Source organism: Pseudoalteromonas sp. SR43-3, from assembly GCF_014163875.1.
GTDB lineage: Bacteria > Pseudomonadota > Gammaproteobacteria > Enterobacterales > Alteromonadaceae > Pseudoalteromonas > Pseudoalteromonas distincta.
This window is the reverse complement of the sequence record NZ_JACJEC010000003.1, coordinates 339,470-365,227: the sequence shown is the minus strand read 5'-3', so window position 1 is coordinate 365,227 and position 25,758 is coordinate 339,470. Positions and strand designations below refer to the sequence as shown.

General features: G+C 37.7%; 23 protein-coding genes and 1 pseudogene. 14 read left to right on the top strand and 10 right to left on the bottom strand.

Annotated features, from left to right (window positions below; translation table 11 throughout):
• Positions 1-45: 45 nt before the first annotated feature.
• The gene (locus H5088_RS06170; protein ID WP_182723942.1) at positions 46-879 is read right to left on the bottom strand and encodes a mechanosensitive ion channel family protein; all 834 of its coding nucleotides are present in this window, start codon (positions 877-879) and stop codon (positions 46-48) included.
• Positions 880-1,178: 299 nt separating this feature from the next.
• On the opposite strand from H5088_RS06170, the gene gss reads away from it, so the two are divergent.
• From gss to H5088_RS06140, 6 genes are all read left to right on the top strand, one after another.
• The gene (gss, locus tag H5088_RS06165; RefSeq protein ID WP_182738729.1) at positions 1,179-3,041 is read left to right on the top strand and encodes a bifunctional glutathionylspermidine amidase/synthase; all 1,863 of its coding nucleotides are present in this window, start codon (positions 1,179-1,181) and stop codon (positions 3,039-3,041) included.
• A 135-nt stretch (positions 3,042-3,176) separates the two neighbouring features.
• Positions 3,177-3,545, top strand: coding sequence for a DUF2237 family protein (locus H5088_RS06160; protein ID WP_024605487.1), 369 nt, complete (start codon positions 3,177-3,179; stop codon positions 3,543-3,545).
• Between the two features lie 236 nt (positions 3,546-3,781).
• Positions 3,782-4,306, top strand: coding sequence for a DNA starvation/stationary phase protection protein Dps (dps, locus tag H5088_RS06155; protein ID WP_182752448.1), 525 nt, complete (start codon positions 3,782-3,784; stop codon positions 4,304-4,306).
• A gap of 609 nt (positions 4,307-4,915) precedes the next feature.
• The gene (locus H5088_RS06150; RefSeq protein WP_182752447.1) at positions 4,916-7,855 is read left to right on the top strand and encodes a TonB-dependent receptor; all 2,940 of its coding nucleotides are present in this window, start codon (positions 4,916-4,918) and stop codon (positions 7,853-7,855) included.
• Between the two features lie 309 nt (positions 7,856-8,164).
• Positions 8,165-8,956, top strand: coding sequence for a hypothetical protein (locus H5088_RS06145; protein ID WP_182752446.1), 792 nt, complete (start codon positions 8,165-8,167; stop codon positions 8,954-8,956).
• 257 nt (positions 8,957-9,213) lie between these two features.
• Positions 9,214-10,932 (top strand): SulP family inorganic anion transporter, encoded by a 1,719-nt coding sequence (locus H5088_RS06140; RefSeq protein WP_182752445.1) that lies wholly within the window; start codon positions 9,214-9,216, stop codon positions 10,930-10,932.
• Positions 10,933-11,200: 268 nt separating this feature from the next.
• On the opposite strand, the gene H5088_RS06135 is transcribed toward H5088_RS06140, so the two are convergent.
• On the bottom strand, positions 11,201-11,728 hold the full coding sequence (locus H5088_RS06135) for a hypothetical protein (protein ID WP_182693385.1): 528 nt from the start codon (positions 11,726-11,728) through the stop codon (positions 11,201-11,203).
• 638 nt (positions 11,729-12,366) lie between these two features.
• Between H5088_RS06135 and H5088_RS20280 the strand changes: the two are divergent.
• Positions 12,367-12,585: pseudogene (locus tag H5088_RS20280) on the top strand (sodium-independent anion transporter); the annotation flags it as partial.
• A 53-nt stretch (positions 12,586-12,638) separates the two neighbouring features.
• Here the strand turns inward: H5088_RS20280 and H5088_RS06130 are convergent.
• Positions 12,639-13,316, bottom strand: a complete 678-nt coding sequence (locus tag H5088_RS06130; protein WP_024590248.1) for a glutathione S-transferase family protein — start codon at positions 13,314-13,316, stop codon at positions 12,639-12,641.
• A gap of 177 nt (positions 13,317-13,493) precedes the next feature.
• Here H5088_RS06130 and H5088_RS06125 point away from each other — a divergent pair, with 177 nt between their 5' ends.
• From H5088_RS06125 to H5088_RS06105, 5 genes are all read left to right on the top strand, one after another.
• The gene (locus tag H5088_RS06125) at positions 13,494-14,210 is read left to right on the top strand and encodes a DUF1223 domain-containing protein (protein ID WP_182752444.1); all 717 of its coding nucleotides are present in this window, start codon (positions 13,494-13,496) and stop codon (positions 14,208-14,210) included.
• A gap of 360 nt (positions 14,211-14,570) precedes the next feature.
• The gene (locus H5088_RS06120; protein ID WP_076923668.1) at positions 14,571-15,251 is read left to right on the top strand and encodes a CsgG/HfaB family protein; all 681 of its coding nucleotides are present in this window, start codon (positions 14,571-14,573) and stop codon (positions 15,249-15,251) included.
• On the top strand, positions 15,251-15,598 hold the full coding sequence (locus tag H5088_RS06115) for a DUF4810 domain-containing protein (RefSeq protein WP_008165258.1): 348 nt from the start codon (positions 15,251-15,253) through the stop codon (positions 15,596-15,598). Before H5088_RS06120 ends, H5088_RS06115 begins: the two co-directional genes overlap by 1 nt.
• A 1-nt stretch (position 15,599) precedes the next feature.
• On the top strand, positions 15,600-16,277 hold the full coding sequence (locus tag H5088_RS06110; RefSeq protein ID WP_138488585.1) for a DUF799 domain-containing protein: 678 nt from the start codon (positions 15,600-15,602) through the stop codon (positions 16,275-16,277).
• 296 nt (positions 16,278-16,573) lie between these two features.
• Positions 16,574-18,751 (top strand): response regulator, encoded by a 2,178-nt coding sequence (locus H5088_RS06105; protein WP_154903449.1) that lies wholly within the window; start codon positions 16,574-16,576, stop codon positions 18,749-18,751.
• Positions 18,752-18,754: 3 nt separating this feature from the next.
• Here the strand turns inward: H5088_RS06105 and H5088_RS06100 are convergent, their stop codons facing one another.
• The 7 genes from H5088_RS06100 to H5088_RS06070 all read right to left on the bottom strand — a co-directional run bounded on the left by H5088_RS06100 (position 18,755) and on the right by H5088_RS06070 (position 24,314).
• The gene (locus H5088_RS06100; RefSeq protein WP_024604747.1) at positions 18,755-19,096 is read right to left on the bottom strand and encodes a YajD family HNH nuclease; all 342 of its coding nucleotides are present in this window, start codon (positions 19,094-19,096) and stop codon (positions 18,755-18,757) included.
• Positions 19,097-19,133: 37 nt separating this feature from the next.
• Positions 19,134-20,069: a hypothetical protein gene (locus H5088_RS06095; protein WP_182752443.1), complete on the bottom strand. Its 936-nt coding sequence runs from the start codon at positions 20,067-20,069 to the stop codon at positions 19,134-19,136.
• An 85-nt stretch (positions 20,070-20,154) separates the two neighbouring features.
• Positions 20,155-20,769 carry an ACP phosphodiesterase gene (locus H5088_RS06090; RefSeq protein WP_182752442.1) on the bottom strand — a complete coding sequence of 205 codons (615 nt, stop codon included), beginning with the start codon at positions 20,767-20,769 and terminating at the stop codon, positions 20,155-20,157.
• A gap of 213 nt (positions 20,770-20,982) precedes the next feature.
• A complete protein-coding gene (locus H5088_RS06085; RefSeq protein WP_024590240.1) occupies positions 20,983-21,216 on the bottom strand; it encodes a ChaB family protein in 234 nt (77 codons plus the stop codon).
• Positions 21,217-21,232: 16 nt separating this feature from the next.
• Entirely contained in the window at positions 21,233-21,802 is a 570-nt protein-coding gene (gene sodC, locus H5088_RS06080; protein WP_182752441.1) for a superoxide dismutase family protein, read from the bottom strand.
• Between the two features lie 572 nt (positions 21,803-22,374).
• Positions 22,375-22,869 carry a general stress protein gene (locus tag H5088_RS06075; RefSeq protein WP_002958042.1) on the bottom strand — a complete coding sequence of 165 codons (495 nt, stop codon included), beginning with the start codon at positions 22,867-22,869 and terminating at the stop codon, positions 22,375-22,377.
• A 212-nt stretch (positions 22,870-23,081) separates the two neighbouring features.
• Positions 23,082-24,314, bottom strand: coding sequence for a cytochrome C (locus H5088_RS06070; RefSeq protein WP_182752440.1), 1,233 nt, complete (start codon positions 24,312-24,314; stop codon positions 23,082-23,084).
• A 350-nt stretch (positions 24,315-24,664) separates the two neighbouring features.
• Between H5088_RS06070 and H5088_RS06065 the strand changes: the two genes are divergently transcribed.
• Positions 24,665-24,910 carry a DUF4235 domain-containing protein gene (locus H5088_RS06065; protein ID WP_002958040.1) on the top strand — a complete coding sequence of 82 codons (246 nt, stop codon included), beginning with the start codon at positions 24,665-24,667 and terminating at the stop codon, positions 24,908-24,910.
• A 379-nt stretch (positions 24,911-25,289) separates the two neighbouring features.
• Entirely contained in the window at positions 25,290-25,598 is a 309-nt protein-coding gene (locus H5088_RS06060; protein WP_024596321.1) for a hypothetical protein, read from the top strand.
• The last annotated feature ends 160 nt before the right edge of the window (positions 25,599-25,758 follow it).

The window sequence follows — 25,758 nt, the reverse complement described above, 5'->3', positions numbered from 1 at the left end:
AGAGCACTTAAAAGTGCTCTTAGGTTTATGCATTTTTAAATTTAGTTAATCTTTATTCTCGTTAACTAAAATAACTTTACGATGTGGGAAAGGTATTTCAATGTTGTTTTCATCAAGTGCTTTTTTAATTAACTCTGGCACCGTGTAAAGAATATCGAAGTAATGCTCGCCCTTACAAAATGGCCTTACTAAAAAGTCTACTGAGCTGTTGTTAAGTGTTTCTACTTCAACAAAAGGCGCTGGATCTTTTAGTATATGTGGGTGCGCTGCAAGTACCCCATCTATAACTTTACGTACAGCCGTTGTATCTTCACCGTAAGCAACACCAAAATGCATATCCACACCACGAATTGGATGATGTGAATGGTTTATAATTTGCGCGCCCCAAATTTGACTATTTGGTATAATAACCTGTTGGTTATCGAACGTTTGTAAAATAGTAGTAAACATATCTACTTCTGTTACTTTACCAAAACGCCCTGCAGCCTCAATAAAGTCATTCACTTTATAAGGTCTAAATATTAGCAACATAACGCCTGCGGCAAGGTTCGACATTGCACCTTGTAACGCCAAGCCTATAGCAAGTCCCGCAGCACCGAGTAAAGCAATAATAGAGGCTGTTTGTACACCAAAGCGATTTAACACAGCAATAATAACGAACGCTAATATGATGTAGCGAGCCATGCTGCCTAAAAAGCGAAAAAGCGTATCGTCAAGATGAGTGTATTTATGACACAAGCCAATAATTAAATTGCGTACTTTGCCCGCTAACCATAAGCCTGCAAGTAAAATTGCAATTGCTAGTAATATGTTGGTTGCCCACGTAATTGCAGCGGGTAAATATTGATTAATATCAATGTTGTTTATTATGTCTTCCATTATTTTTCCTGTTTTAAAAACTTTTAACTAATTTTAGCTAGTTTTGCTATACCAATCGCAATGGTTTAACAAAAAATTAACTAAAGTACGAATATAGGTTCAGTTTTACATGTATAAACACTTTGAAGGAGGGATTTCTTAACTACTGCTTTTAAAACTATGGATTAATAAAATATAATTTTAAGCCCTATTTAGCACCAATATTTAATTAAAGATTATACCCAGTAATATCTTGCTATAACGCAGTTTGGCTCATATAGTCAGCAAATTATCACACCTTATTTTGAACATCTTTGTTTATGAAATCTTCTGCTAGTGATTTTGGTACTTTATTAGGTTATGCACCTGGTAATGTTGCTGTTTACTCATCTGATTATGATACGGCTGATGAAAGCATTTATCCTAATCGTAGCGCCTATCGTAGTTACCTAGACGGTATTTACATGGGCTATAAATGGCAATGCGTTGAATTTGCCCGTAGATGGATGTACCTCAATCATGGTTATATTTTTGATGACATAGCCATGGCTTACGATATTTTTGAGCTGCGTTCAGTGCGCGATGTAAATAGCCAAAACAGATTGCCACTAAACGCGTTTAAAAATGGTGCTAAACATCCCCCTCAAGTAGGTAGTTTACTTATATGGGAAGAAGGCGGCGAGTTTGAAGAAACAGGTCATGTTGCTGTCATTGTTGAAGTGCATGAAGATAAAATACGTCTTGCTGAGCAAAATGTAGGGCATCAAATATGGCCAACAAATCAAAACTGGTGCCGTGAACTAAAAGCAAAAGTAACTAAAGATGGCGACTATTGGATTGAGTGCTCTTACAGCGACGCCACTATTTTAGGTTGGATGACACAAACTGATGAAACAGAATATGCTGAGCCAACGTTTGAGCTAAACACTGACTTATTTACTATAGAAGCCCATAAAGCAGTAGATACAGGCCAAGCAAACAAGTCATGGTTAAATATTGCGAATGACGATGAAGCTGCCTACGTAGAAATGATGCAAGGCCATAAACTTACATCAGTAGATGAGGATCAACATAATTACTTTGCAATATCTCAAACGGCGCAGCAAAGCATTGAGCATGCAACAAATGAGCTGCATGGCTTATTTATGCATGCAACCGACTATGTATTGCAGCACCCTGAGTTATTAAAAAAGTTTAATTTACCCGATGTTGTGCTTAATAAAATTCGCCAATCGTGGGATAACCGCTTAAACCAATTAATTACCAGCCGGTTTGACTTTGCCTTAACAGCAGCAGGTTTAAAAGTTTACGAATACAATTGCGATTCGGCATCGTGTTACATGGAAAGCGGCAAAGTTCAGGGAAAGTGGGCAAAACACTTTAGTGTTAAAACAGGTGTAGATGCAGGCCAAAATTTATTTAAAGATCTCGTAAAAGCATGGCGTAAAAGTGAGGTAAAAGGTCTTGTTCATATTCTGCAAGATGATGAACCAGAAGAACATTACCACGCATTATTTATGAAAGAAGCTATTGAAGCCGCAGGCTTTGAATGTAAGCTAGTAATTGGCTTAAGCACACTTCGCTGGAATGAGTCAGGCAACATAGTAGATACTGATGGCGCACAACTGAGTTACGTATGGAAAACCTGGTCGTGGGAAACCGCACTTGATCAAATTCGTGAAGAATGCGAAGCCGACCAATCATTAGGTGATAACTTTGAACCACAATTCAAAGCTGGTGAAACGCCACGCTTAGTCGATGTATTACTGCGTAAAAATGTCATGGTGTTTGAACCGCTGTGGACATTAATTCCAAGTAACAAGGCTATTTTGCCAATACTGTGGAGCTTATTCCCTAATCATAAATATTTACTTAATACCGCGTTTGAGCTTAACGACGAGTTATTACAATCCGGTTATGTAGTTAAACCAATAGTAGGACGCTGTGGCGCTAATATTCAACTTATTGATGAGCAGCAGCAAGTTATAGAAAAAACAATGGGGCACTTTGCAGAGCAAGACCAAATATACCAACAACTATTTGCACTGCCTAAAGTAGACGACTACTTTGTACAAATATGTAGTTTTACAGCCGCCGGTAAATACTCTGGTGGTGGCGTGCGTGTTGATAAAAGCATGATCATAAACGGTCATAGCGATTGTATGGCGCTGCGTATTAAATAATAAACAATACTAAGCCCGCAATTTGCTGCGGGCTTAAGTTTGTGTAGCCCTTCCCTCTTTTAAGTTTTATAGCTATCTCAAGCGAGTTACTCCTGTTAGAGTAAATTTATTAAACACCACAAATTAAGGTATTTCATGGCGAATCAATTTAATGTACTCGGCACACGCTTAAAACTATGTTGCGGTAATGGTGGCTACACACGTGAAGGGTTTTGTTATGTACCAGAATCAGATCTTGGCAATCACAGTGTGTGTGCAATTATGACTGATGAATTTTTACAATTTTCAAAATCACAAGGTAACGATTTAATAAGCCCGAACCCTCTTTACGATTTCGAAGGTTTAAAAGCCGGTGATAAATGGTGCTTGTGTGCAGTAAGATGGCTTCATGCTATTTCAGCAAACGTTGCGCCACCAGTGGTGCTTGAGGCTACAAATAAAAAATCATTAGAAATAGTGCCGCTCGATGTTTTAAAAGCGCACGAATACATAGCCAACGTTTAAATACACCTAAGAGTAACTAAATCGAAGTCTGCATATTTTACAAATATATGCAGGCTTTTCAAAAACCCAATCTCCTCTGCAGCCTTAGAAACCTTAATTTAAAATATAACCAATTGTTTTTGAATCACTTTTCAAATAAAGCAACTTACGGCATAACAGTTGCTTCATTAAGTTTAAGTCATGCTCATAACGCAACATATTATATGAGCAACACATTACTTAATGTAGGAGAAATTATGAGTAACAATAACGAATCAAACAAAACAACTAAATTTACCGCGCCAGGTATGAGTGACGAATCAGCCCAAAAAACAATAGCTACCCTCGATAACCGCATGGTTGCATTGATAGACTTACAACTAACTTTAAAGCATATTCACTGGAACGTAGTGGGACCTAATTTTATTGGCGTACATGAAATGATAGACCCACAAGTAGACAGTGTGCGCGAAATGACAGATACAATTGCAGAGCGAATTGCGACTCTTGGTGCAGTACCTGTTGGCACACCAAAATCAATTGTAGATCGCCGTACTTGGGACGAATACTCAGTAGGCAAAGGCCTAGTAACCGAACATTTGGCTGCGCTTGATAAAGTATATAATGGCGTTAATGCCGATCACCGCAAAGCAATTGAGACTCTTTCTGAGCTAGATCCGGTCTCTGAAGATATGATCACCAGCCAACTAGCCGATTTAGAGCAATTTCAGTGGTTCATACGAGCACATTTAGAATCATCTACAGGCGAATTACAAAGCTAATACATCTAAAGTAAGAAAGCCCAGCATTGTTATGCTGGGCTTTTTTTTGCGTAAAAATCTATTTATCGCTACCTAGCTTACCGCCCCCACCCCAGCTAGTACAAAATCAATATAAAAACAATAGAAAATTGGTATTACCAAAATGATTTTTAATTATTTTAACCTCTCCACTATTTCGCAAATTTATAAATCATTTAGAACTTTTAATGGTCGCTCTTCCAATTCAATATCACTTAAAAAGTAAACTAAACACGTATAAAAGTACGACATAAAATTTCAAAATAGTACTAAAAAATGTATTAAATAGTACAAATAATATATAAAAATGCCTTTGGTAAAGATACTTCAATAAAATTCATTCAAAATACAAAAAATAAAAACACACTATAAGCCATTAAATTTATTAAATATAAGCAAAATAAAAGAGGTTTTTGTAATACACATTGTGAAATTTTGGTAAACAAAGGTTGTAAATAAAGTTGAATTGGATTAATTTCAACCATACCACCTGTATGACACACTACAGGGAAGAAACAGTTAAATTGGTTAACCAAACCAAGTAACAACACACACACAATGACGCAAGTCGTACCCAAACGGGAGAGATACATGAAACTCAATCAAATTACTTCAACATTAATTAATAAGCATAAAAGAAGTAGCTCTACAACAATCAGTGCCGCAGCCCTTTTATTAATGGCTTCTTCAAATATTGCAGCGCAAGAGGCTCCCGCAGCTTCAGAAACGGCAGCTGCAGACATTGAAGTTATTGAAGTAAAAGGCATGCTAGGCAGTATGAAAGCCGCCGCTATGCTTAAGCGTACTGACGGACGTATTGTAGATGCAATTGTTGCTGAAGACATTGGTAAGTTACCAGATAATAATATTGCAGAAGCGTTGCAACGTATTACTGGCGTATCTATTAATACCGATTTTGGTGTGGGTGACAGTGTTTCGATTCGTGGCTTACCTCAAAACCGTGTTGAATTAAATGGTCGCTCTACTATTGGTGACTCTCGTGACGGCATTAGCTTGCAAGATTACCCATCAAGCTTCTTAAAAACAGTAGAAGTAGTTAAGTCTCCTACTGCCGATATGATTGAGGGTGCATTAGGCGGAACAGTTAGTTTAAAGACAGTTCGCCCATTAGAGTTAGATAAACTAACTGGCGCAGTTTCATTAGATGGCGAATACGCTGATAAAACAGAAAATGTAGCTCCTATTTTTAGTGGTTCAATTGGTAACAACTGGGACTTTGATGAAATGGGTACCTTTGGTGCCATTGCTATGTTTTCATTCCAAGATCGCGAAATTCGCCAAGATGAAACATCTAGCCGTGTTAAACCTCAAGATATCGAAATTAATGGCCAAGAAGGTAATACACCTAGTGGCAACGCTATCGTAAGAGACGAGCACAGTGTTGAACAATACGTAGAGCAGCGTAAACGAACTGCTGTAAATTTATCTCTTCAATGGGCACCACAATCTGGTAATGGCATGGTGTATCTTGATTTAAGCGGCACAAAGCGCTCAGGTGAACAAGCTGGTAACTCTATTTTAGGTGTCGCAGGTTCACTATCAACAGATGCAAATACAACTCAAGATGCTAACGGCGTAAATAATTACACGTTAACAAACGAGTTTGGTATTCCTAAAACATACAGTGACTTTCGTGAAACTGACTCGTTTTCAAATGCACTTGGTGCAGAGTGGAACCTTACTGACAGTATCAAAATCTCTGGTGAAATTGCGGTAGCATCATCAGAAAGCGTAAGACCTGATTCTGAATTTACACTTCGCCCAATCGAAAAATCAACATTTGAAGCAAGTGGTGGAACTCAGCTAACAAATCATTTATATGATGGTGCATTTTCTCAAGACGGTAATAAATTACCAAGCATCATTCATTCAGATCCTAATGCATTTACTGACCCACAAAACTTAGCACTTCGTACGTTTAAAAGTGAAGATAGAAGAACAGACAATGACGAAACAGCTATTCGTTTTGATGTTGAAATGTTTGAGCCACTCAGCAGCTTAAGCTGGGTATCTAAAGTAAAAGCGGGTGTACGTGTTACTAACCGCGATTACGAATATGAGCAATACAAAGTAGAAATTAAAGACATTTATAAAAATGCATTTAACGACTCAGACGGTTCGTTAGCCACTTTATGGGTTGATGACTACAACGCTGCTTTTTCAAATAGCTTTACAACAGTTAGCCACGACAACTCATTTGACCAATTAGGTCATTCGGGACAAAACGACCTACTAACCTTTTTAAGCTACAACGGTTTATCTAACCCTGCAAATACTTACGCTCAGCTTCAGCAGTTACTTGCAGGTACTAACCTAGCGTCAACAGGTAGTCTTTCAGATAACCAAGAGTTCCAAGAAAGCGCATACCGCAACGTAGTTGAAGATACTGCTGCCGTGTATATATCAGCCTACTTAGACTTTGATAACATCACTGCAATTGTGGGTGGTCGTTATGTAGCTACAGATTTAGAATCAAGCGTATTTCTTAATGGCGAAAAAGTAACTGGCGACAATGACTACAGCGACTTTTTACCAAGCTTAAACGTAACGTATAACTACTCAGACGAAACATTATTCCGCTTTGCTGCTGCAAAAGTTATGCGCCGCGCTGACTTTAGCGAACTAAGCCCTGCATTTGATGTTAATAACGACATTACAGGTGCAACGCAAGGCTCTATTGATTTAGAACCATATCGTGCGACGCAATACGACTTATCTGTAGAGCATTACTTTGACCAAGGTAACGTAATTTCTTTCGCAGTATTTTATAAAGATGTTGAATCTTTCTTAAGTAACGAAAGTAGCTGTGTAGCTGCATCAAGCACTTCAACAGGTCAAAACGTAACTCAATGGAACCAAGTATGTCAGCTTGACGTTGCAGGTGTTTCACAAGATAACCTAGTTTACTCGGATGCAACTGACTTCCCAGTAGATGCTGATGGCTTTAACCATGTAGCAGGCTTACGTGACGCAGGACTAACGGGTATCGATACTGTTAAAAATGTAAACGGTGAAAACGGCTCAGTACAAGGCTTTGAAGTTGGTTATCAACAGTTCTTTACAGACCTACCTGGTGCATTTTCTGGCTTAGGCATTAACGCAAACTACACATACGCAGACAGCGAGCAACCAAACGGTAACCCGTTATTAGATATTTCTAAAAATACGTATAACTTACAAGTATTTTGGGAATACGAAGGTTTCTCTACTCGTCTAGCTTATAACTACCGTGACAGTTTCTTAGATACTGAAAACGAGAAACGTGTAGAAAATATTAACTCAGACGGCAGTATTTCAGCAGAAGGTACTGTTTACGGTAATAACTACCGTGACGACAGAGGCCAGTTAGACTTCTCTGCAAGCTGGGATATTAACGAAAACGTGACCTTAGTAGGTAATGCGACCAACTTAACGGGTGAGCCTTCTATTTACCTATCTGAACTAGGTGGTGCTTGGAAGTACACTGAAGCGGATCGCCGTTACAGCTTTGGTATTCGCGCTAAATTTTAATTTTCCCTAAAAACTAAAGCCTGCTTTTATGCAGGCTTTTTTACGTCTATAAAAAAGTGGCACTTGTGTTAAAACATCGCACAATTTTTATAACTAAATATTTATTTAAAGCAATAAAATTATCATTGAATAATACCCCAAACTAAAATTTAGATACCGCGTAAACAATATCAACCTTCTGCACTTCACTTTTAGCGCACAAACTAAGCACCATACATTGCACTAAAAACCAGCAACCTTGCAGCTTGGTTATAAAATGTCTAGTATTCTAAAGCCGTACTTATAATTGGTACGAAAAAAGGATTAACAATGTTTCTAAAATACATAACAACAATATCAATCACATTATCATTACTATTATTAACAGCATGCGGCTCTGGGGGAAGTAAAACAAAAGAGGCTGAAAGCATTGAAATACCACAATCAAAAGCGGTTATTAATAACAGTCCCTTAAGTGACTACAAAATAATTATCTATGGTAATAGCCATAGTTCACAGTTAGGGGGCTTATTAGAAATAATTATTACAAGCCAGTTACCTAGCACTTCAGTCAAAATAATGACTGTCAGTGGACGATTTTTAGATGAAATAGTCGCAGTAAATGCGAATGTCGATAAATTAAAAAGTGATAACTGGAGTCATGCAATTTTTCAAGGCCAAAAGTACTCACAATCAGGTTCGACTGACTACCCTACAAGCGCATCTGAGCGATTAATCTCGAACGCAAAAGAGCATAAAATTACACCTATTTTATTTCCAGAGCATCCTCAAAAAGGGGATCCATCAGAAGCAAAGCAGGTTTACGACCTCCATTTAGCAATCAGTCAAAAACAACCTAGCTGCATAGCGCCAGTTGGCTTCGTGTGGAATCGAGTATTAGAAATAATGCCTAGTATAAACCTTCATAGTGCCGACGGTAATCATGCATCCTATGCTGGGAATGTCCTTACAGCGATGACCTTTTATCAAATCATTACCTCGGAATTAACAGACACAATGCCATTTATTCCTGCTATAGATTTAACACAGCAAGAACAAGCCTTATTTGGACAAGTAGTAACAGAGGTGCTTGAGTTATATCCGGCATGTGGTGCTAAATAATCTTAAAAAATTTAAAACTAGATTTTAGATTTAGTGATTTCTTGAGGTGCTCAATATCAGTACATTAATACTACGCACATAAGCTGATTAAAAGACACCTCAGGAAAATTCAATTTTCACTTTTTTGCCAAATTATAAATTTAATATCTTGATAAATAATCACCTGCAATTTATTAAAATAACCGTCGTCCTAGCTATACTTATTTGAATATTAAATTTACTATCAAAACGTTGTAACTATTAGCAGGAAAACTAAGGTGCTGTCGCGTTTATATAATTTTATGCCCGGTTTAAATACATTGCTGCACTATGAACGCCAATGGTTTGCTGATGATGTAAGGGCGGCGCTATCAGTCGCTGCAGTGGCTTTACCTGTTGCCATTGCTTACGCACAACTAACCGGTGTTAACGCCGCCGTAGGGTTATACTCTTGCATACTGCCAATGATGCTATATGCACTTTTCGGCACTTCAAAACAATTAATAGTCGGCCCTGATGCCGCAACCTGCGCCGTTATTGCCGCTGTAGTAACACCTCTTGCTGCAGGTGACAGCTTTAAGCATTGGCAACTTGTTGTCACCATGACCGCCATGACCGGCTTTTGGTGCTTTATAGCCAGTAAATTTAAGTTAGGTGTATTAGCTGACTTTTTATCTAAACCTATTTTAATGGGCTTACTAAACGGCGTAGCTATCACTATTATTGTGGGTCAATTTTCTAAAGTATTTGGTTTTACTTTTGATGAGCGCTACTTACTTGAACGCCTCGGTGGTGTGCCCACATACCTAGCGAAAACACATGTTCCCACCTTATTAATGGCTTTGTTTACACTGGCGGTCTATTTTGCCATGAAACGGATAAAGCCCACGTGGCCTGCATCTATGTTTGCTATTACCTTTGGTGCGCTTTTGGTATGGATTTTTGATTTAAAACAATTTGATATAAAAACCATTGGCACCGTAACTGGCGGGCTTCCCGTTTTTAATACCCCTGTTTTTGATTTAGGGATTATTCGTGAGCTGGTGGTACCCGCACTTAACTTAGCCATCGTGAGCTTTGTTAGTATGATGCTAACTGCCCGCAGCTTTGCTGCTAAAAATGGCTACGACATAGACGCCGATAAAGAATTTAGAGCGTTGGGTATTGCCAATATAGCGTCAGCTCTTTCGCAAGGTTTTGCAGTCAGTGGCGCCGACTCACGCACCGCTGTTAACGATGCAACAGGTGGTAAAACGCAGTTAGTATCAATAATTGCAGCGGCCATTATTGCGCTCATAGCTGTATTTTTAACAGCCCCACTTGAATTTATTCCAAGCGCAGCGCTAGGTATTGTACTTATTATTGCCTCTGTCCATTTACTCGATTTAAAAGCTGTTTGGCAATTAAAACGAAAAGACAAACAGGCATTTTATCTCGCCTCAGCCACCTTACTTGCTGTGTTATTTATTGGCGTTATACCAGGGATCACACTTGCTGTATTACTAGGGTTATTTCAATTTATTCGCACTGTTATGCGTCCAACAGACAACATATTAGGCGTAGATGTTAACGGTGTAGTAAGAAGTTTAGACGCCACAGATAAAGCAAAAGCAGTGCAAGGTGTGTTCATCTATCGCTTTAATTCACCTTTAACTTACTTTAATGCCAGCTACTTTAAACGCAGATTACTTGAGCAATACGCAAGGCAAAAAGACGATACACAATGTGTAATAATTGACGCTGTGCCCTGCTTTACTCATTTAGATTTAAGTGTAATGGCCATGCTTGCAGATCTCGACGTTATATTTAAAAAGCGTGATATAAGGCTTGAGCTTGCAGGTAGAAAACGTCAGTTACTTTCGTGGTTTGATATTGCAGGAATGAAGTCAGGAAAAGAAGGTATATATATTCACTCCGATCTATATGCTGCGCTACAAAAAAATAGTGTAAGCCAGCCTACCGACGAAGTTGCCTTATTTGAAGCTCATACCAATTAGGAAGAATTAGCCGTGTTGTAAATTATAAACGGCAATAAAATAAAAAAGAGTAACTGTATTTTATGATTAGTTAAACAGCTAAGCCCCCTGATTGCCCTGTAAGTTATTTTCAATTCACTACATAAGCTATTTAATGGGCTAAAATAACTAAATTCTTAACAGGCTTCTGATATTGAAATCACATCAATAGAGCAGCTAAGTTATAATACGGTTTAACCAACAACACTACTATACAACCTTGTTGGTTAAATTATTATGTCAATTAGCATTATAAAGTCGTCGATATTGATACAGCGTGTGGCTGCATAAGATCTTTTGCTTTTTCCATTTTCTCGTGGGAATCGGTATGTACAACAATCGCCCACAGACCCGAGCGAGTTGCTTCTCTTATATTATTGATCAAATCATCGTGATCTGGCCTTAACGAAAAAGCTCCAGCAATTAGTAAACCAACAAAAGTACAAAGAATACCTATCGAAACATATGTTTCTAGGATGTGTTGTTGTAAAAATTCAAACTCTAATAAAAAGAGTATACTGGCAATAATCACACCAACAACAAGACCAACTACGGCAAATACTAAGTGTGATTTCAACATAGTTTTAGCAATTTTTTTATCTTCAGGCTCAACCTTTTCATCGTAATGTTGATCGTGAGGTGGAATTAGCCTTATGCTTTGTTTTACAAAATTCTCGTCATTATTTAAAATATCAAAGGTTGCTTTAGCTTTATGTTCGCTGTCAAAAATACCACCCACTTTAGTGGCTTTATCTCCACTGCTTATATTCGCTTTCATGGCTATTATCTCCGCATTAAATAAATAGTGGTTTAGTAAAACTACTAACACTAATTAATAAAAATTATTGATAATTGAAAATACGACTAATAAATTCACTTTATCATCATAAAAGCAGTTGCAAGACTAACACCAACTTGATTGACGAGTAATAACTCAACTCCCAAAGTAAATAAGCTTACGTGTAAATTAGAGGTGGAGGGGTTATCCTTTGTTTTTTAATACTTTTAGTACCTATTTAAATTCATCGATTATTCTAACCTTATTATTTTTGTTGCGAACTCTGCACTACAATAATTAATGTCCATATAAATCACCGTGTAGAATATACAAAAAATATTTCAAACCTTGAAGCAACTAAAAAGTAATAATTCAGTATCGCCTTGTTGATAAGCCTAGCTATCAACAAGGTGTTAAATTAATAGCATACCCTCGGAGTCAAGTTTGAGGATATATGGCTTTAAGTTAGCCTAAATAATTTGTATTTGAATACTTATAACTTCATGAAGGCCCGTTTTTTATTTCTTTGGATCTATGCTTAAATTACTGTGGATGAACCATGTGTTCAACCTCATGCCAGTTAATTTAGCAATCACTTTAATCACATAAAAGAAAATACCAATCATTGCCGACCTCGACTTATATTTAAAAAGCGCGATATAAGGCTTGAACTTGCAGGCAGAAAACGCCAGCTGCTCTCATGGTTTGAAATTGCCGGTATGAAGTCAGGAACAGAGGGCATATACATTCACTCAGACCTATACATCGCCCTAAAAAGAAATAGCGTAAGCCAGCATACAGAGGAAGTTAATTTATTCGTGGCAGATGAAAATAAAGAGGCGCTCACACATCCATAAAATACTAAACAGCAGATCAGCTAGCTGGCTCTGCTGTTTGTATTAAGTACTTTTTATACTTTAGGATAATTTGAAGGGAAAAACGCTTTTTTAGCGTCTTCATCAAACTCTTTTTTAAATGCTACATCAGTACCAATTACGCGTGCACGTGCAACCGCTGGGCGGCTATCAATGCTTTCAAACCAACGCTTAAGATTTGGATACGGTGCTAAACCTTCTTCGCCTAATACAACCGGTGCTTTATCGATCCAGCCCCAAGCAGAAACATCAGCAATAGTGTATGTATCACCCACAATAAAGTCACGACCTTCAAGATGTGTATCAAGTACTTCGTAGTGGCGCTGCGCTTCACGTAAATAACGGTTAACCGCGTAATCAAGCCCTTCTGGTGCCATATGTCTAAAGTGAACACTTTGCCCTGAATACGGACCTAAACCAGATGCGATAAACATTAACCACGACAGCATTTCAGCGCGGTCATCGCTCTTACCTTCTAGCTTTCCATATTTTTCAGAAAGGTACATTAAAATAGCATTCGAATCGAACACACGCGTTTCACCATCAACAATTGCTGGCGCTTTAGCGTTTGGATTAATTGCTTTAAATTCAGGTGTATGTTGCTCACCTTTTAAAGTATCAAGAGGAACAAGTTCAAACGGTAAGCCTGTTTCTTCTAAAAAGAGTGCAACCTTCATTGGGTTAGGAGTATGGTGAAAATAAAATTTAATCATGTAAAGTTCCTCAATAATTGAGCAACGATTAAAGCACAACTTGAGCGGGTGTTCAAATTAAGTTTTAACTAAGTAAAATACACAGTTAAAACGTGATTTAATTGTGAGTATTTCGTGATACTACATTCGTAAATATCATTTAGGCTGAATGCAATATCAGCCTTTGCGAGAAGTAACATGCCTTTTAAAGCTCTATCCCATCCATTTTTAATTTCACTTGTTGGGTTAATAATTTTTTGCTTTCAAAGCCAAGCTGCTGAGCAAGTAACTATTTCCAGTACAGCTAATCCGACTACCTTTTTAGAGCTTTACACGTCGCAAGGTTGCAGTAGCTGCCCACCAGCAGAGCGCTGGATTTCAACGTTTACAGATGATGAAAAACTATGGACTGATTTAATCCCTATTAATTTTCATGTTACTTATTGGGATTATTTGGGTTGGAAAGACCCGTTTGCCTCTGCTGTGTTTAGTAAAAGACAACGCACGTATAAGGCACTCGGTAAAAGTAGGATTGTAGCTACTCCAGGATTTATGGTTAACGGCAACGGGTGGCAAGGTTGGTTTTATAAACAAGCTATTCCTGTAGCTAAAGCCCGTTATTTAGGTAATTTAAAAGCGACTACAAACAACAGTAAAATTAATCTCGAATACGATACTGTTAATATCGAAGATAATACTGACCAAAACTTAATAGCCCATGTAGCTCTGTTAGGCTTTGGCATAGAAACACAAATACACAGCGGCGAAAACGCAGGCCATAAGTTAAAACACGACTTTGTTGTTATTGGCTACGAGCAAAATAACATGCAGACCAAGCAGCAATTATCATTAGCTGACTTAACCCTGCCTCGCGCTAAAAAAATATCGCCAACAAAGCAAGCCTTAGTGTTTTAGGTATCTAAAAAAGGCGCTCCTTCCCCACTACAAGTTGCAGCCGATTGGTTTTAAAAATTACAGTTAATTGAATAAAATTACTAATTAACAACTCAGCGCGCAATAAATCTCCTTGTATATCAACTATAGAAAAAGGCTTTCAATAATTTAAAAACTAATGAATTAGCATTGTTATTACAAAGAATTTATTCTTTTTCATTGTGTGTATCTGTATAAAACATAAATAACATTGTATTTACATCAACTTTTGTTTATAAAGTAAGTTGAATGGACTCTTGAAATAAGTAATTGACTTATAAGTATAAAAATCAAGCGCCTATCAATAAAAACTTCTGCAATTATCTATATGGACAAAAATTTATGCGAATTAACCAAAGCCACATTAAAACAATTGTAATCGCTGCAATTACAGCTTCGTCTTTAGCTGGGTGTGCTACAACATCATCAAAAGTAATAGAAACACCAACTGTTGCTAGCTATAACACAACCTACTCAGGTGCAAAAAGCAAACTAGTCGTAGGTCAGTTTGTAAACCGTTCGAGCTTTCAAAATGGTATATTTGCATCAGGCCAAGACCGTTTAGGTAGCCAAGCAAAAACAACACTAATGAGCCACTTACAACAAACAAATCGCTTTAGTGTACTTGATCGCGACAATATGGCAGCCCTTGCGGAAGAGGCAAAGTTAACAGGTACAAAACAAGTTCTTAGCGGTGCTAAATTTGTTGTAACTGGTGATGTAACAGAGTTTGGCCGTAAAGCCATTGGCGATCGCCAGCTTTTTGGTTTATTGGGTAAAGGTAAATCGCAAATTGCTTATGCTAAAGTAACGCTTAATGTTGTTGATGTTACTACATCAGAAGTTATTTATTCAGTGCAAGGTGCTGGTGAATACAGCCTATCAGAACGTGAAGTTATTGGTTTTGGTAGCACAGCTTCATACGATGCCACATTAAATGGCAAAGTACTTGACCTAGCTATTCGCGAAGTCGTTAACAAGTTAGTTACTGGTCTTGAAGCTGGCCAATGGGGCAATAAATAATGAAAAAGCTAATTACCTTAGCATTTGTTTGTATAGCCCTAACGGGTTGTAACTCAACGAAAGAACCTATTTACTATTACGGCGACTATAGCACTGCCGTATACGCCTATTTAAAAGCAGATGACGTAACAGCCGAAGAGCAAATTAGTATGCTTGAGCAAATTATTGCCGATGCCGCAAACAAAAGTAAGAATGTTGCACCTGGCTTACATGCTCACCTAGGTATGCTGTACTTTGAAACGGGTAATCCTTCATTAGGCACTACTCACTTCGAAACTGAGAAATCACTTTTCCCAGAATCAGTTCATTACATCGACTTCCTTCTAAAATCTGCGAAAGGCGCTTAATATGCTTAATTTAAAATCATACACAGCGATCGTATTAGTCGCATTACTCGCTGGTTGTGTTTCACCTCCACCAGCACATGACTACACAGCATTTAAACAAGCAGACCCTCACTCAGTTATTATTTTACCTCCGCTAAATAATACACCTGAAGTAATTGCACCATACAGTGTGATGACTCAAATGGTCGCGCCTATAGCTGAGTCCGGTTTTTATGTTTTTCCTGTTGCTTTAGTTGATCAAACCTTTAAAGGTAATGGCCTCACTGTTGCAAGCGACGTACACCAAGTACCGGTGAATAAATTACATGAAATTTTTGGTGCAGACTCTGCGCTTTACATCACTATTGAAGAATACGGTACTAGCTATGTTGTAATTTCTAGCGAAACAGCTGTAACTGTGTCAGCCTCACTAGTTGATTTACGCACTGGCGAGCAATTATGGCAAGGTAAAGCAAGAGCCTCTTCAGCTGAACAACAAAGTAATGGCGGTGGTGGCCTTGTAGGTATGCTTGTTATTGCAGCAATCAATCAAATTGCTGAAACGGTAACCGATAAAGGCTTTGAAATCGCAGCAATGACTTCAACACGCTTACTTTCTTCAGATGTTTACAACGGCTTATTATATGGACCTCGTTCACCTAATTATGGCCAACCAGCACCAAGCGAAAAGAAAAAATAACTCTTATTGTTATTAACCTAAAGCTTTAAAAGGCCGAACCATTAAACGGGATTCGGCCTTTTTAATAACAGCTTACTCAACTAAAAAGCTTAGCAAAGTTACTTTTAAGTATTTAGAGCAGATTTTAAAATACGAGTTTAAAAACCAATATTAGTCACAATAGAAAAAACATTTCAAAAAAGTAATAATAGAGTAGCAAAATGCAATGTCTTTTTTTTAGCCGGTTCTACATGTTAAAGTTGTCATTATCACTAAATTACTCTTATAGTGAATCTATATAAATATTGAGCATTACTATGATAAAAGCACAAATACCAGCTGACGAAGAATCTAGATTAAAGGCCCTTTACGAGTATGAAATATTAGATACTGAAGCCGAAAAAGTATTTGATGATTTAACTCAACTTGCTTCTGATATTTGTGAAGCCCCCATATCACTTATAAGCTTAGTTGATCCACAAAGGCAATGGTTTAAATCAAAGTATGGTATCGATGTAGACTCCACCGAAAGAGATATCGCATTTTGCTCTCATACAATACTGCAAGACCAAGTATTTGAAATACAAAACGCTCTACTTGATGAACGTTTTTATGATAACCCTCTAGTAACCAGCGATCCAAACATTCGGTTTTATGCGGGCACACCGCTAGTTACGCCTAGTGGCAGCACAATTGGTACATTATGTGTTATCAGCGACCAACCAAAAAAGCTAACTCAAACACAAATTAACGCACTGAAAATACTTGGCAAAGAAGTTATCGCACAACTTGAGCTCAGGTTAAACAACAGAAAGCTGGCGACTGCATTAAAACAACAACAAATACATAATAAAAATCTTGAAGAACTAAAAAAAGAAGCTGATACAGCTAACACTCTAAAAGGTCGATTTTTAGCAAATATGTCGCATGAGCTAAGAACTCCGCTGCACGGCATTTTAAATTTAGCTGAGTTTGGACTAGCAGAGACTTCAAATATACAAAAAGATAACGCCTTAAAGAGTATTTTAAGCTCCGCGAATATACTCTCAAATATTGTAAATGACATTTTAGACTTTTCAAAAATTGAAGCGGGTAAATTAAATATTGAGAATATTAACTTTAACCTGAGCGAAGTCATTAACAATGTAATTAATCCACTAATGAAACAAGCCACAGATAAAGGCATAAAATTTATTCCATCTATAGATAAAAATATCGCTACAACCCTAAAAGGCGACCCTGTCAGAGTTTCTCAAATTTTAAATAACTTATGCTCAAATGCGATTAAATTTACACAACAAGGCCAGGTAGAGTTTAAAGTCACTGTAAAGGAGAACCTCTTAAACACGCAAAATATTGTATTTGAAATAATCGATACAGGTATTGGTATTAGTAAAGCTGCACAGCAAAATTTATTTCAAGAGTTTCATCAGGCTGATTCATCTACATCTAGAAAGTACGGAGGCACGGGCCTTGGCCTCTCCATTTGCACCAAGCTAAGTGATTTAATGAATGGCAAAATAAACTTCACGAGTAAAGAAGATAAAGGTTCTGTATTTACTTACCAACAAAGCTTTGAAACATCAGAACTCGATGAATTATTAAAACCAAATCAAGAAATAACCGATTTACAAGGGTGCACTATTTTGGTTGCCGAAGACAATAAAGTAAATCAAGTTGTCGTAAGTAAAATGCTACAAGCTCATAATGCAAAAGTAATATTTACCGAAAATGGCAAAGAATGCGTTGATTACTTTTTTGCCAACCATGTTGATTTAATTTTTATGGACATTCAAATGCCAGTGATGGATGGAGTGCAAGCCACTAAGATAATTAGAGAGCAACAAACAGGTAAAACAACGCCAATTATTGCCATGACAGCCAACACCATGAAACCAGATATTGAACACTATTTAGACATTGGTATGGATGGCTATTTAACGAAGCCATTTAATAAAGATCATTTAAATAGCTTGCTCAATGTTTATAATCCAAAAAACTCAAATCTCAAAAATTTAGCAGTTAAAGTTAGTAACCCAAACATTACGAGTGAACGTAAGCTAAAACAGATATGCAATGAGCTAAAAAAGTTAATTTCAAATGCCGACAGAGTCAGTCTATGGTTGTTTAATCACGACTATACTGCCATTAATAGCTTAATTTGCCTTGATGAAAAAAATGAGATAGTAAGTAATGCAGTTTTAAAAGCTGAAGACTTTCCTGCATACTTTGACTATATTTTAGAGCATAAAGTATTAGACGCATCAGATGCGAGAAACCACGAAATCACTAAAAACTTAACCAAGGTTTATTTTGAACCATCAAACATTTACTCCTTGCTTGATTACATCTACTTTATTGATAACAAACCACTAGGTGTTATTTGTTGTGAAAGTGTTGGCTCAAAAATTTCATGGAGCCATGCAGATAAACTGTCACTTATTAAAGTAGCTGATGTAACAACCTTGTTTTTATCCAAACAGTTGAAATCATAGTAGCTACTTTGATTTATTAAGCATCGCTTTTAAATCGGCAAATGGAGAATGCGTTGCAGCCTCAACTTTTCGCTCTGTAGTCGACCCGCCATACATAATATGTTCGTGGTATTTATTGTGCTCATTGTCGTGGCAATAAATACACAATAACTCCCAGTTACTGCCATCCTCTGGATTATTACTGTGGTTATGATCTATATGATGCACCGTTAACTCACGTAAATTAGAGTACTCAAACTCACGGGCACAACGCCCACATACCCAAGGGTATAATCTTAAGGCTTTAATTCGGTAACCTTCCTCTTGCTTCACATAAGCCTGAGGTACTGCGTTATTCTTACTCATAGTATTCCTGGTAAATTTACTATTTCGGTGATCAATACTAAAAAAACTTAATTACTGACAAATCACCCAAAGAAGTATCTATATGCCGGCCTGTTTGCTCCCACGCACGTAGTACGACCATAAGTTTTTTATTGTCGGAAGTCCAAGAAATTCCACCACCGAATGCCTCGACTTTTTCGGCGCCCGAATCTTTTAACCCCAGCCCAGGGTTTGTGTTTTGAATATGCCCTTTACCTACTTTGTATTCAGCAAATACGTGAACATTATGCGGTAACGAAAATGATAAAAGCGAGCCAATACTCGCCCCATAAGAATTAGAAATTAATTTAGTGACCTGTGGCACAGGTGAATTTAAAAAATCAGCCTGAAACACAATATTATCTTTATTCTCAAGAGATACATGCTTGAAAGACCACGCGCCAACAATACTTAACGACATATCAAATTTGTTACTTAGCTTTGGCCTATTAAGAAAAAAATGCTCAAACAAAGACTCTTTATTATTGAAGGTATAAAAGTTGTGTTGGCCAGATAGCTCAAACTTGGTTGAACGTGTATTTTGCGAGAAAATTTGATCTGTTTGATTGCCGCTTAAATTGCTAGCCGTGCTTTGCAGCCCTTCAAGCGTTTGATAGTTAAATGTGATTTTAGAATTTTTAAATTTTCTATACGAGAGCAGTATATCTAGTGTTTTTGTTTCAACATCATCTTCAAAAATATCGGCTGAGTAGCCAATTTCAATGTCGTTAATATCAAAAAACACACCCACACGCTGGTTATTTATGGGATCTAACGAAAACAGTATTTTTTGATTACTCTGCGCCAAGTCATCGTATATTAACACATGGCTAGTATTTGGATTTGAAATAGTTGTGCGTACCGATTTTAAGTCGAAGTCAAAAGCTAATACAGAACCAGATAGAAATGCCGCTAAAACAGCAAAGCCCACAATAACCAAGTAATTGCGATTCATTAAAAACACTCAAAAATTAATTTGTATTAGAGTAGCGTTTTTTTCACCTTAACTTATCACAAAAGATTAACAATTGATGAAAACTTTAAATAATGCGCTTTATGCCATTTTTTGAGGGGCTTTCAAGGTCAAACTCACTTACATGCTTAATTAGCTCCGGGAAGAACGCTAGAAACACGGCTTCTAATTCATCGTAATTCTGTGCTATGTCATCAGCCGCGCCCGCAAAAGTGTTCGTAAAACGAATGCGTTTGGCTATGTTATCGAGCGCAAGCCCTACCCCCTCAACGGTTTCGTACTCTTTAAACCAATCGTTTTTAGTCATACTTGTTACAACATGCTGCATTCGCGGTGGCATAACGGGTATACGGTTATTTAAAAGCTGATAGCTGGTGTACTTAAAATCACTTAAAGGTTGCTTGCTAAATCGTTGCCAATGCACAATTAAAAAGTGATCAAACACCACATCAATAGCCACACCAGCAAAGCGTGTACGCTCGGGTGAAAAGTATTGTTTAGCGTGTTTAACTGCGCGGTGAGAGTCGGTAAATTTATCAACTAAATAATGGTTATCGAGGCCATTCTTAACTGTGTTTGGTAAGTGCTTTACATGTCTTTTTCCACCAAAGTCACCCAACAGGTTCCCAAAGTGAGAATCGGCTGTGGGCTGCGCTAAATAAAGATGAGCTAAATAATTCAAAGTGTTCTCTGATTGGCTAATACAAATAAATAATAACGCAAATTTAAACCAAACTCACATTCGTGTTTAAAGCAGTACTTATGGTTTTGCTTATCAGTTTTTACTCAAACAGACTGCAAAGTATTGTATAAACAGCGCAACTATAAAACGTCTATATAAAAAGCCGCTATATCAGCTATGGCGGCTTTTAAATGCTTAAGCTTTGTTGTTAGTTTAGTTACTCGACTTTACCCAATTTCCATTATCATTTTTGCTATAACTATTTTTAACCGCCGACCAAGCTACTTTGTGCGCTGTTGTTTCGCGGTCATCATCGTTTTTTCTATCGCTTGGGTCCTTGTAGGTATCCCACGCACTATTAAACGCCTCTTGATATATGTCTTGAGCATGTTTAGGTAAGTTACTTTTTACCGACTCAGGTAATTCATCACGGTTTTTATATGGCATAGCTTTCTCCCTATATTTACTCAATTACGCCACAAGCAACACGGCTACCACCGCCACCTAATGGCTTTGGCTCATCTGCATAGTTGTCACTTCCTGCGTGAATCATCACTGCGTGTTGTTTAAGTTGTTCAAGCGTGAGCCTTGGCGCTAAAACAGGCGATTTAGCTTGGCCACTTTCATTTACATACAACGCCGGTAAATCACCTAAATGACCGTTAGCCCAAGGATAATCATGATGCTCGCTAGCTTTTGGATCGAAATGCCCACCAGCGCCACCACCAGGCACGACCTTATCGCCTTTTTTCTTGGGTTCACAACTAGCAAATTGATGAACATGAAAACCATGCTGCCCCGGTGTTAAACCTTTTAAACTTGGTGAAAAAACAACACCGTTATCATTTTCTGTTAGTGTAATAGTACCTAGTGATTGCCCTTGGCCTGACTTAGTTACTTGGTGCATTTGAACTTTTACATTAGCCAGTGCGCTATTTTGTAGTAACACACCGGTAAGTAGTATCGCAAAAGTTGGTTTTAAAACGCGGGTTAAAGATCTTTTAGCGTTTGAATCAAACTGCAAACAATTCATCATCATCTCCTCGTTTAGTATCAAATTAATAAAACAATAACGCTAAATTAAGCGACTATTAAACAAGTAGTTTCAATGTATATACCAGCCCTGCGCGTAAACATGAATTTATGTATGATTTATTTTTAATTTATTGATTAAAAAGTAAATTTATAATTTTTAATAATTTTAAATAAATAGCTAATTAATTAAAAAAACTGACTTTCACCCAAAAGTTAAACAAAAACCAAGGCATATTTACAAACAGAATGGCAACTTTACAAAACTCATAAAAGAAGATTACCAACGATCCAGTCCAAAAAGACAAGCCAAGTTAAAAGGCAGCTATTATATAGGCGGTAGTTTCGAGAGTTGGTGTTGTTAGGGGGCCTTACGACATGTAATAAAAAGCGCCTATCTAAATAAGTCTTTTTTATAATCAAAGCATATTTAAAAACAATTTACTTATATATGGAGTTTATTTAATGACAAAAAATTACGTTAATATTTATGATTGCTCCGCCGTTAAAAACGAAAAAAAAGGTGAAACTAAGTTTCACCTTTTAATTAATTTTGAAACTAATTAGTTAGCGTTAAGCCGTAGAAACGTTACTTGCGCCTGCATTGTTAAGTATTTCTTCAATAGCGTTTTTGTTGTCACTATCGTACTTAACACCAATTAATATAGAGCCCTTTTCAATGGCATCTTCATAATATTTAATTTCGTGCTCAGGAATAAACGCACCAATTGCAGCACCTAAAGTACCACCAACTGCGGCGCCTGCGCCACCAGCAGCAAATGCTGCGACTAATGGTCCGGCAACTAATAAGCCCGTACCACCTGTTGCTACAGTACCTACTGCAGTAAAACCGCCAATAATTGCAGCAAGAATACCACCTGAAGCCGCGCCTACCAGGCCACCTTCAGCGGCTTTTGTACCTTCGTCTACAGCAAAATCTTCCTTTGCGTATGAGTCGTTGGCTACAATGCTTATGTCAGCTTCATTAATACCTAAAGCTTCTAATCTATAAATTGCGAGTGTTGCTTGTGATGCACTTTCGAATAACCCAGTAATAACGGTACTCATAATAACTCCTTTATTTTATTTAAGAAAATACACTTACTACTAAGCAAAACCTAAACCACAAATTTAACCAATAAAAATCAAACCCTTACATAAATAATTGTATCAATTTACTTATTTAAAAGGTAAAAATTGCTAAGCTTTGTAAAAAACTCCTACCTAATATAAGAAAACTTACTAATAAGCAGTACGCAGCTTTAACACAAAATAAATTATTACTTACTCCACGTAATTTCAGCTAATTGGTTGGTCGCTGTTTGATGAATGATCAGCCCATTATTCCCCATGCGCATATGCCTAATTAAGCCAGAGTAAACTCCTTCTTTACTCGGAATTTGCCAGCTCTGCATAGTTTCGGTATTAGGGTCGAACCTTACTAAGGTTTCAGGACGCTTGGCTGACTCGTTAAACCAAATGGCGTTATCGGCATATTCAATTGCATACGGATGACTGTTTTCACCACTGGGATTATCCCACTGCGTTATTTTACCGTTTTTGGGGTTATAGCGGCCAAGTTTACCCATACCAGAGTTAACATAAAAAACTATATCGTCAGGCGTAATGGCTAATCGCCTAGTATGCGTTTTAGCGCCTGGGAGTTTAATCTCACTAAGCTCCATGGTACTTTTATCAACTTTAACCAAACAGTTACTACCATTACACGACACCCACGGCGTGCCTTTTGAATCAAGCTTAATACCATATGGCCGTGAGCCTTTAGTGGGTAAAGTAGCTAATTGAATATCGCCAGTTGTAGGGTCTAGCTTGCCAATCATATTGCTATGCTGGAGGGTAAACCAAAATATTCCGGCTTCATCAAATACACCAGTATGCGGGTCGCGGGCATTTTTATTTGGCATTTTATACACTTTAAATTTTTCGGTTTTTAAGTCTAAATATCCAACCGTGCCATTTTTATTGCCTAAAAACCAAGGGGTTTGATTTTTATCAAGCGACACACTGTGCGCATAGGTGCCACTTGGCAGTGTATACTCTTTCATATCGCCGGTTTGAGGGTCTAACCTGCCTAAAATATTACCCCACTGGCCAACCCACCAAATAATGCCATTTTTACCTTGCACCGGATCGCGAGCGCGCTGCCCAAGCGTTGGCACTTGCCAGTACTTAAAGCTAAGCTTTAAATCGCCGGTAACAACCTTAGACTCGCGCTTAGTGTTAACAGGATAATGCTCAGCTAAATAAGCACTTATATCTTTATTAAGCGCGGTATCTGCGCCCGTATCAACCATATAGCTTATTAATGTTTGCCAGTCCTGCTGGCTATAACCCGCGCTGCGCTCAAGATTAGTTAAGCTATGGCAACTAGCACAAAGCTGCTCAACTACTGGTCCCTTATCCTTGCCATAAACAGATAGCGGTGCAAACAAAGTGCCCGACACAGCCATTACCAAAACGTATTTATTAAATAAAAATCGATTTTTACTCATAACGCCCTCCCTTGTTTTTTAATATTAAAGCATAGGGTGGAAGTGTTTACTATCTGTACAGCAATGAGTGCGATAAGCCGCCTAGAAGGTAAGTTAAATTGCAGAGTTAATATCTAAAAAGAAGATTTTGAGCAGAGTTGCGCACGCTCTACAATGGTTATTTAGCTTGTGTACAAATGTGGTGAAAGTGTGATGTGAGTGTGGTTTTAAACGACTAATTTGCATAAAACAAGAACGCCCTAATTTAAAAGCGCCTCAGCCTATCGGTACATAAATTGCTGTTATTAATATTCTTACTTAAAGAGTTATACATAAATAACGCTGCCGTTATTTATAAAAAGGAGAACATTATGAGTAATAAACAACTAATTACGACTATAGGTATAGGTCTCGCCGCTGCATCTGCAGGTATGTTAACAAGGAAAACTTTACAAAAATCGTGGGAAAAGGTTACCAACGAACCAGCTCCAAAAGATAGACCAAGCGAAGAAACCGATCTTAAAGAGGCCGTTACATGGGCAGTAGTCTCAGGTATTGGTGCGGGTGTTGCAAGAATGGCCGTACGTTATGTGCTAGACAAGCGCCGATCCAAATAAGCCTACCCAATTAATACCTCTTATAAGTATTAAGTGTGGTGAGGCGCTAAAGGCGCCTTGCGACAACCACTCCCCAGTTGTCGCAAGCAACTTGGCAAAAGCTTAGGTTAAGGTTACTTAACTATTGAGCTAAAAAATATATTAATACCCAAATCGGAGTTCAGTGATGAAACTTAAAAAGTCGGATGGCGCGGCTGCGCCACTTATCCGACCTACATAGGTTGAAAAACTGGAGGTGCCTTGCAACATGACCCTTTATTTTAAGCAGATACACTCTATTGGACATTAACTCCCTTTCAAAGTTGTTGCCTGCCTACAAGCTTGCGTATAATGCCCACATTCCGGCTGCATTTTTTAGCCGCTAACTTGGATTTTAATAATGAAAAAACTCTCTGCAGTGCAAATAAAACAGCAAGCGCTTGTACTTAATACTGCTGAAAAATTAGAAGAGCAAGGCCGCGCTGAGCTCCCAGGCATGCTGCAATGCTGGTTTGATGTGGAATATCACTTATTTCCAAGTTCACTACTGCTGTGTTTTCAGTTTGAAAACGAGCAAGCCTTAGCAGCCGCAGAGCCAGATTTATTAAAATGGCAAAAACGCTTAAGCGGCGCAATGCTTAAAAAAGGCGTGATTTTAAAGGATATGCGTAAACATTTAGTGTTTACCTTAAAAGGGCCAGATGATTAATAGAGGGTTTTAAAGGACTATAAAGCCTTTCGCTCGTATCGTCGAAGCGCATAAAACCATAATGAAAAGCCGTTGCATTGCTGTAACGGCTTTTTACTTTTATTAGAACTTAAAGTAGAACCTATAAAGATCAATTTTTGACTCAGGGATTTTTATTAGC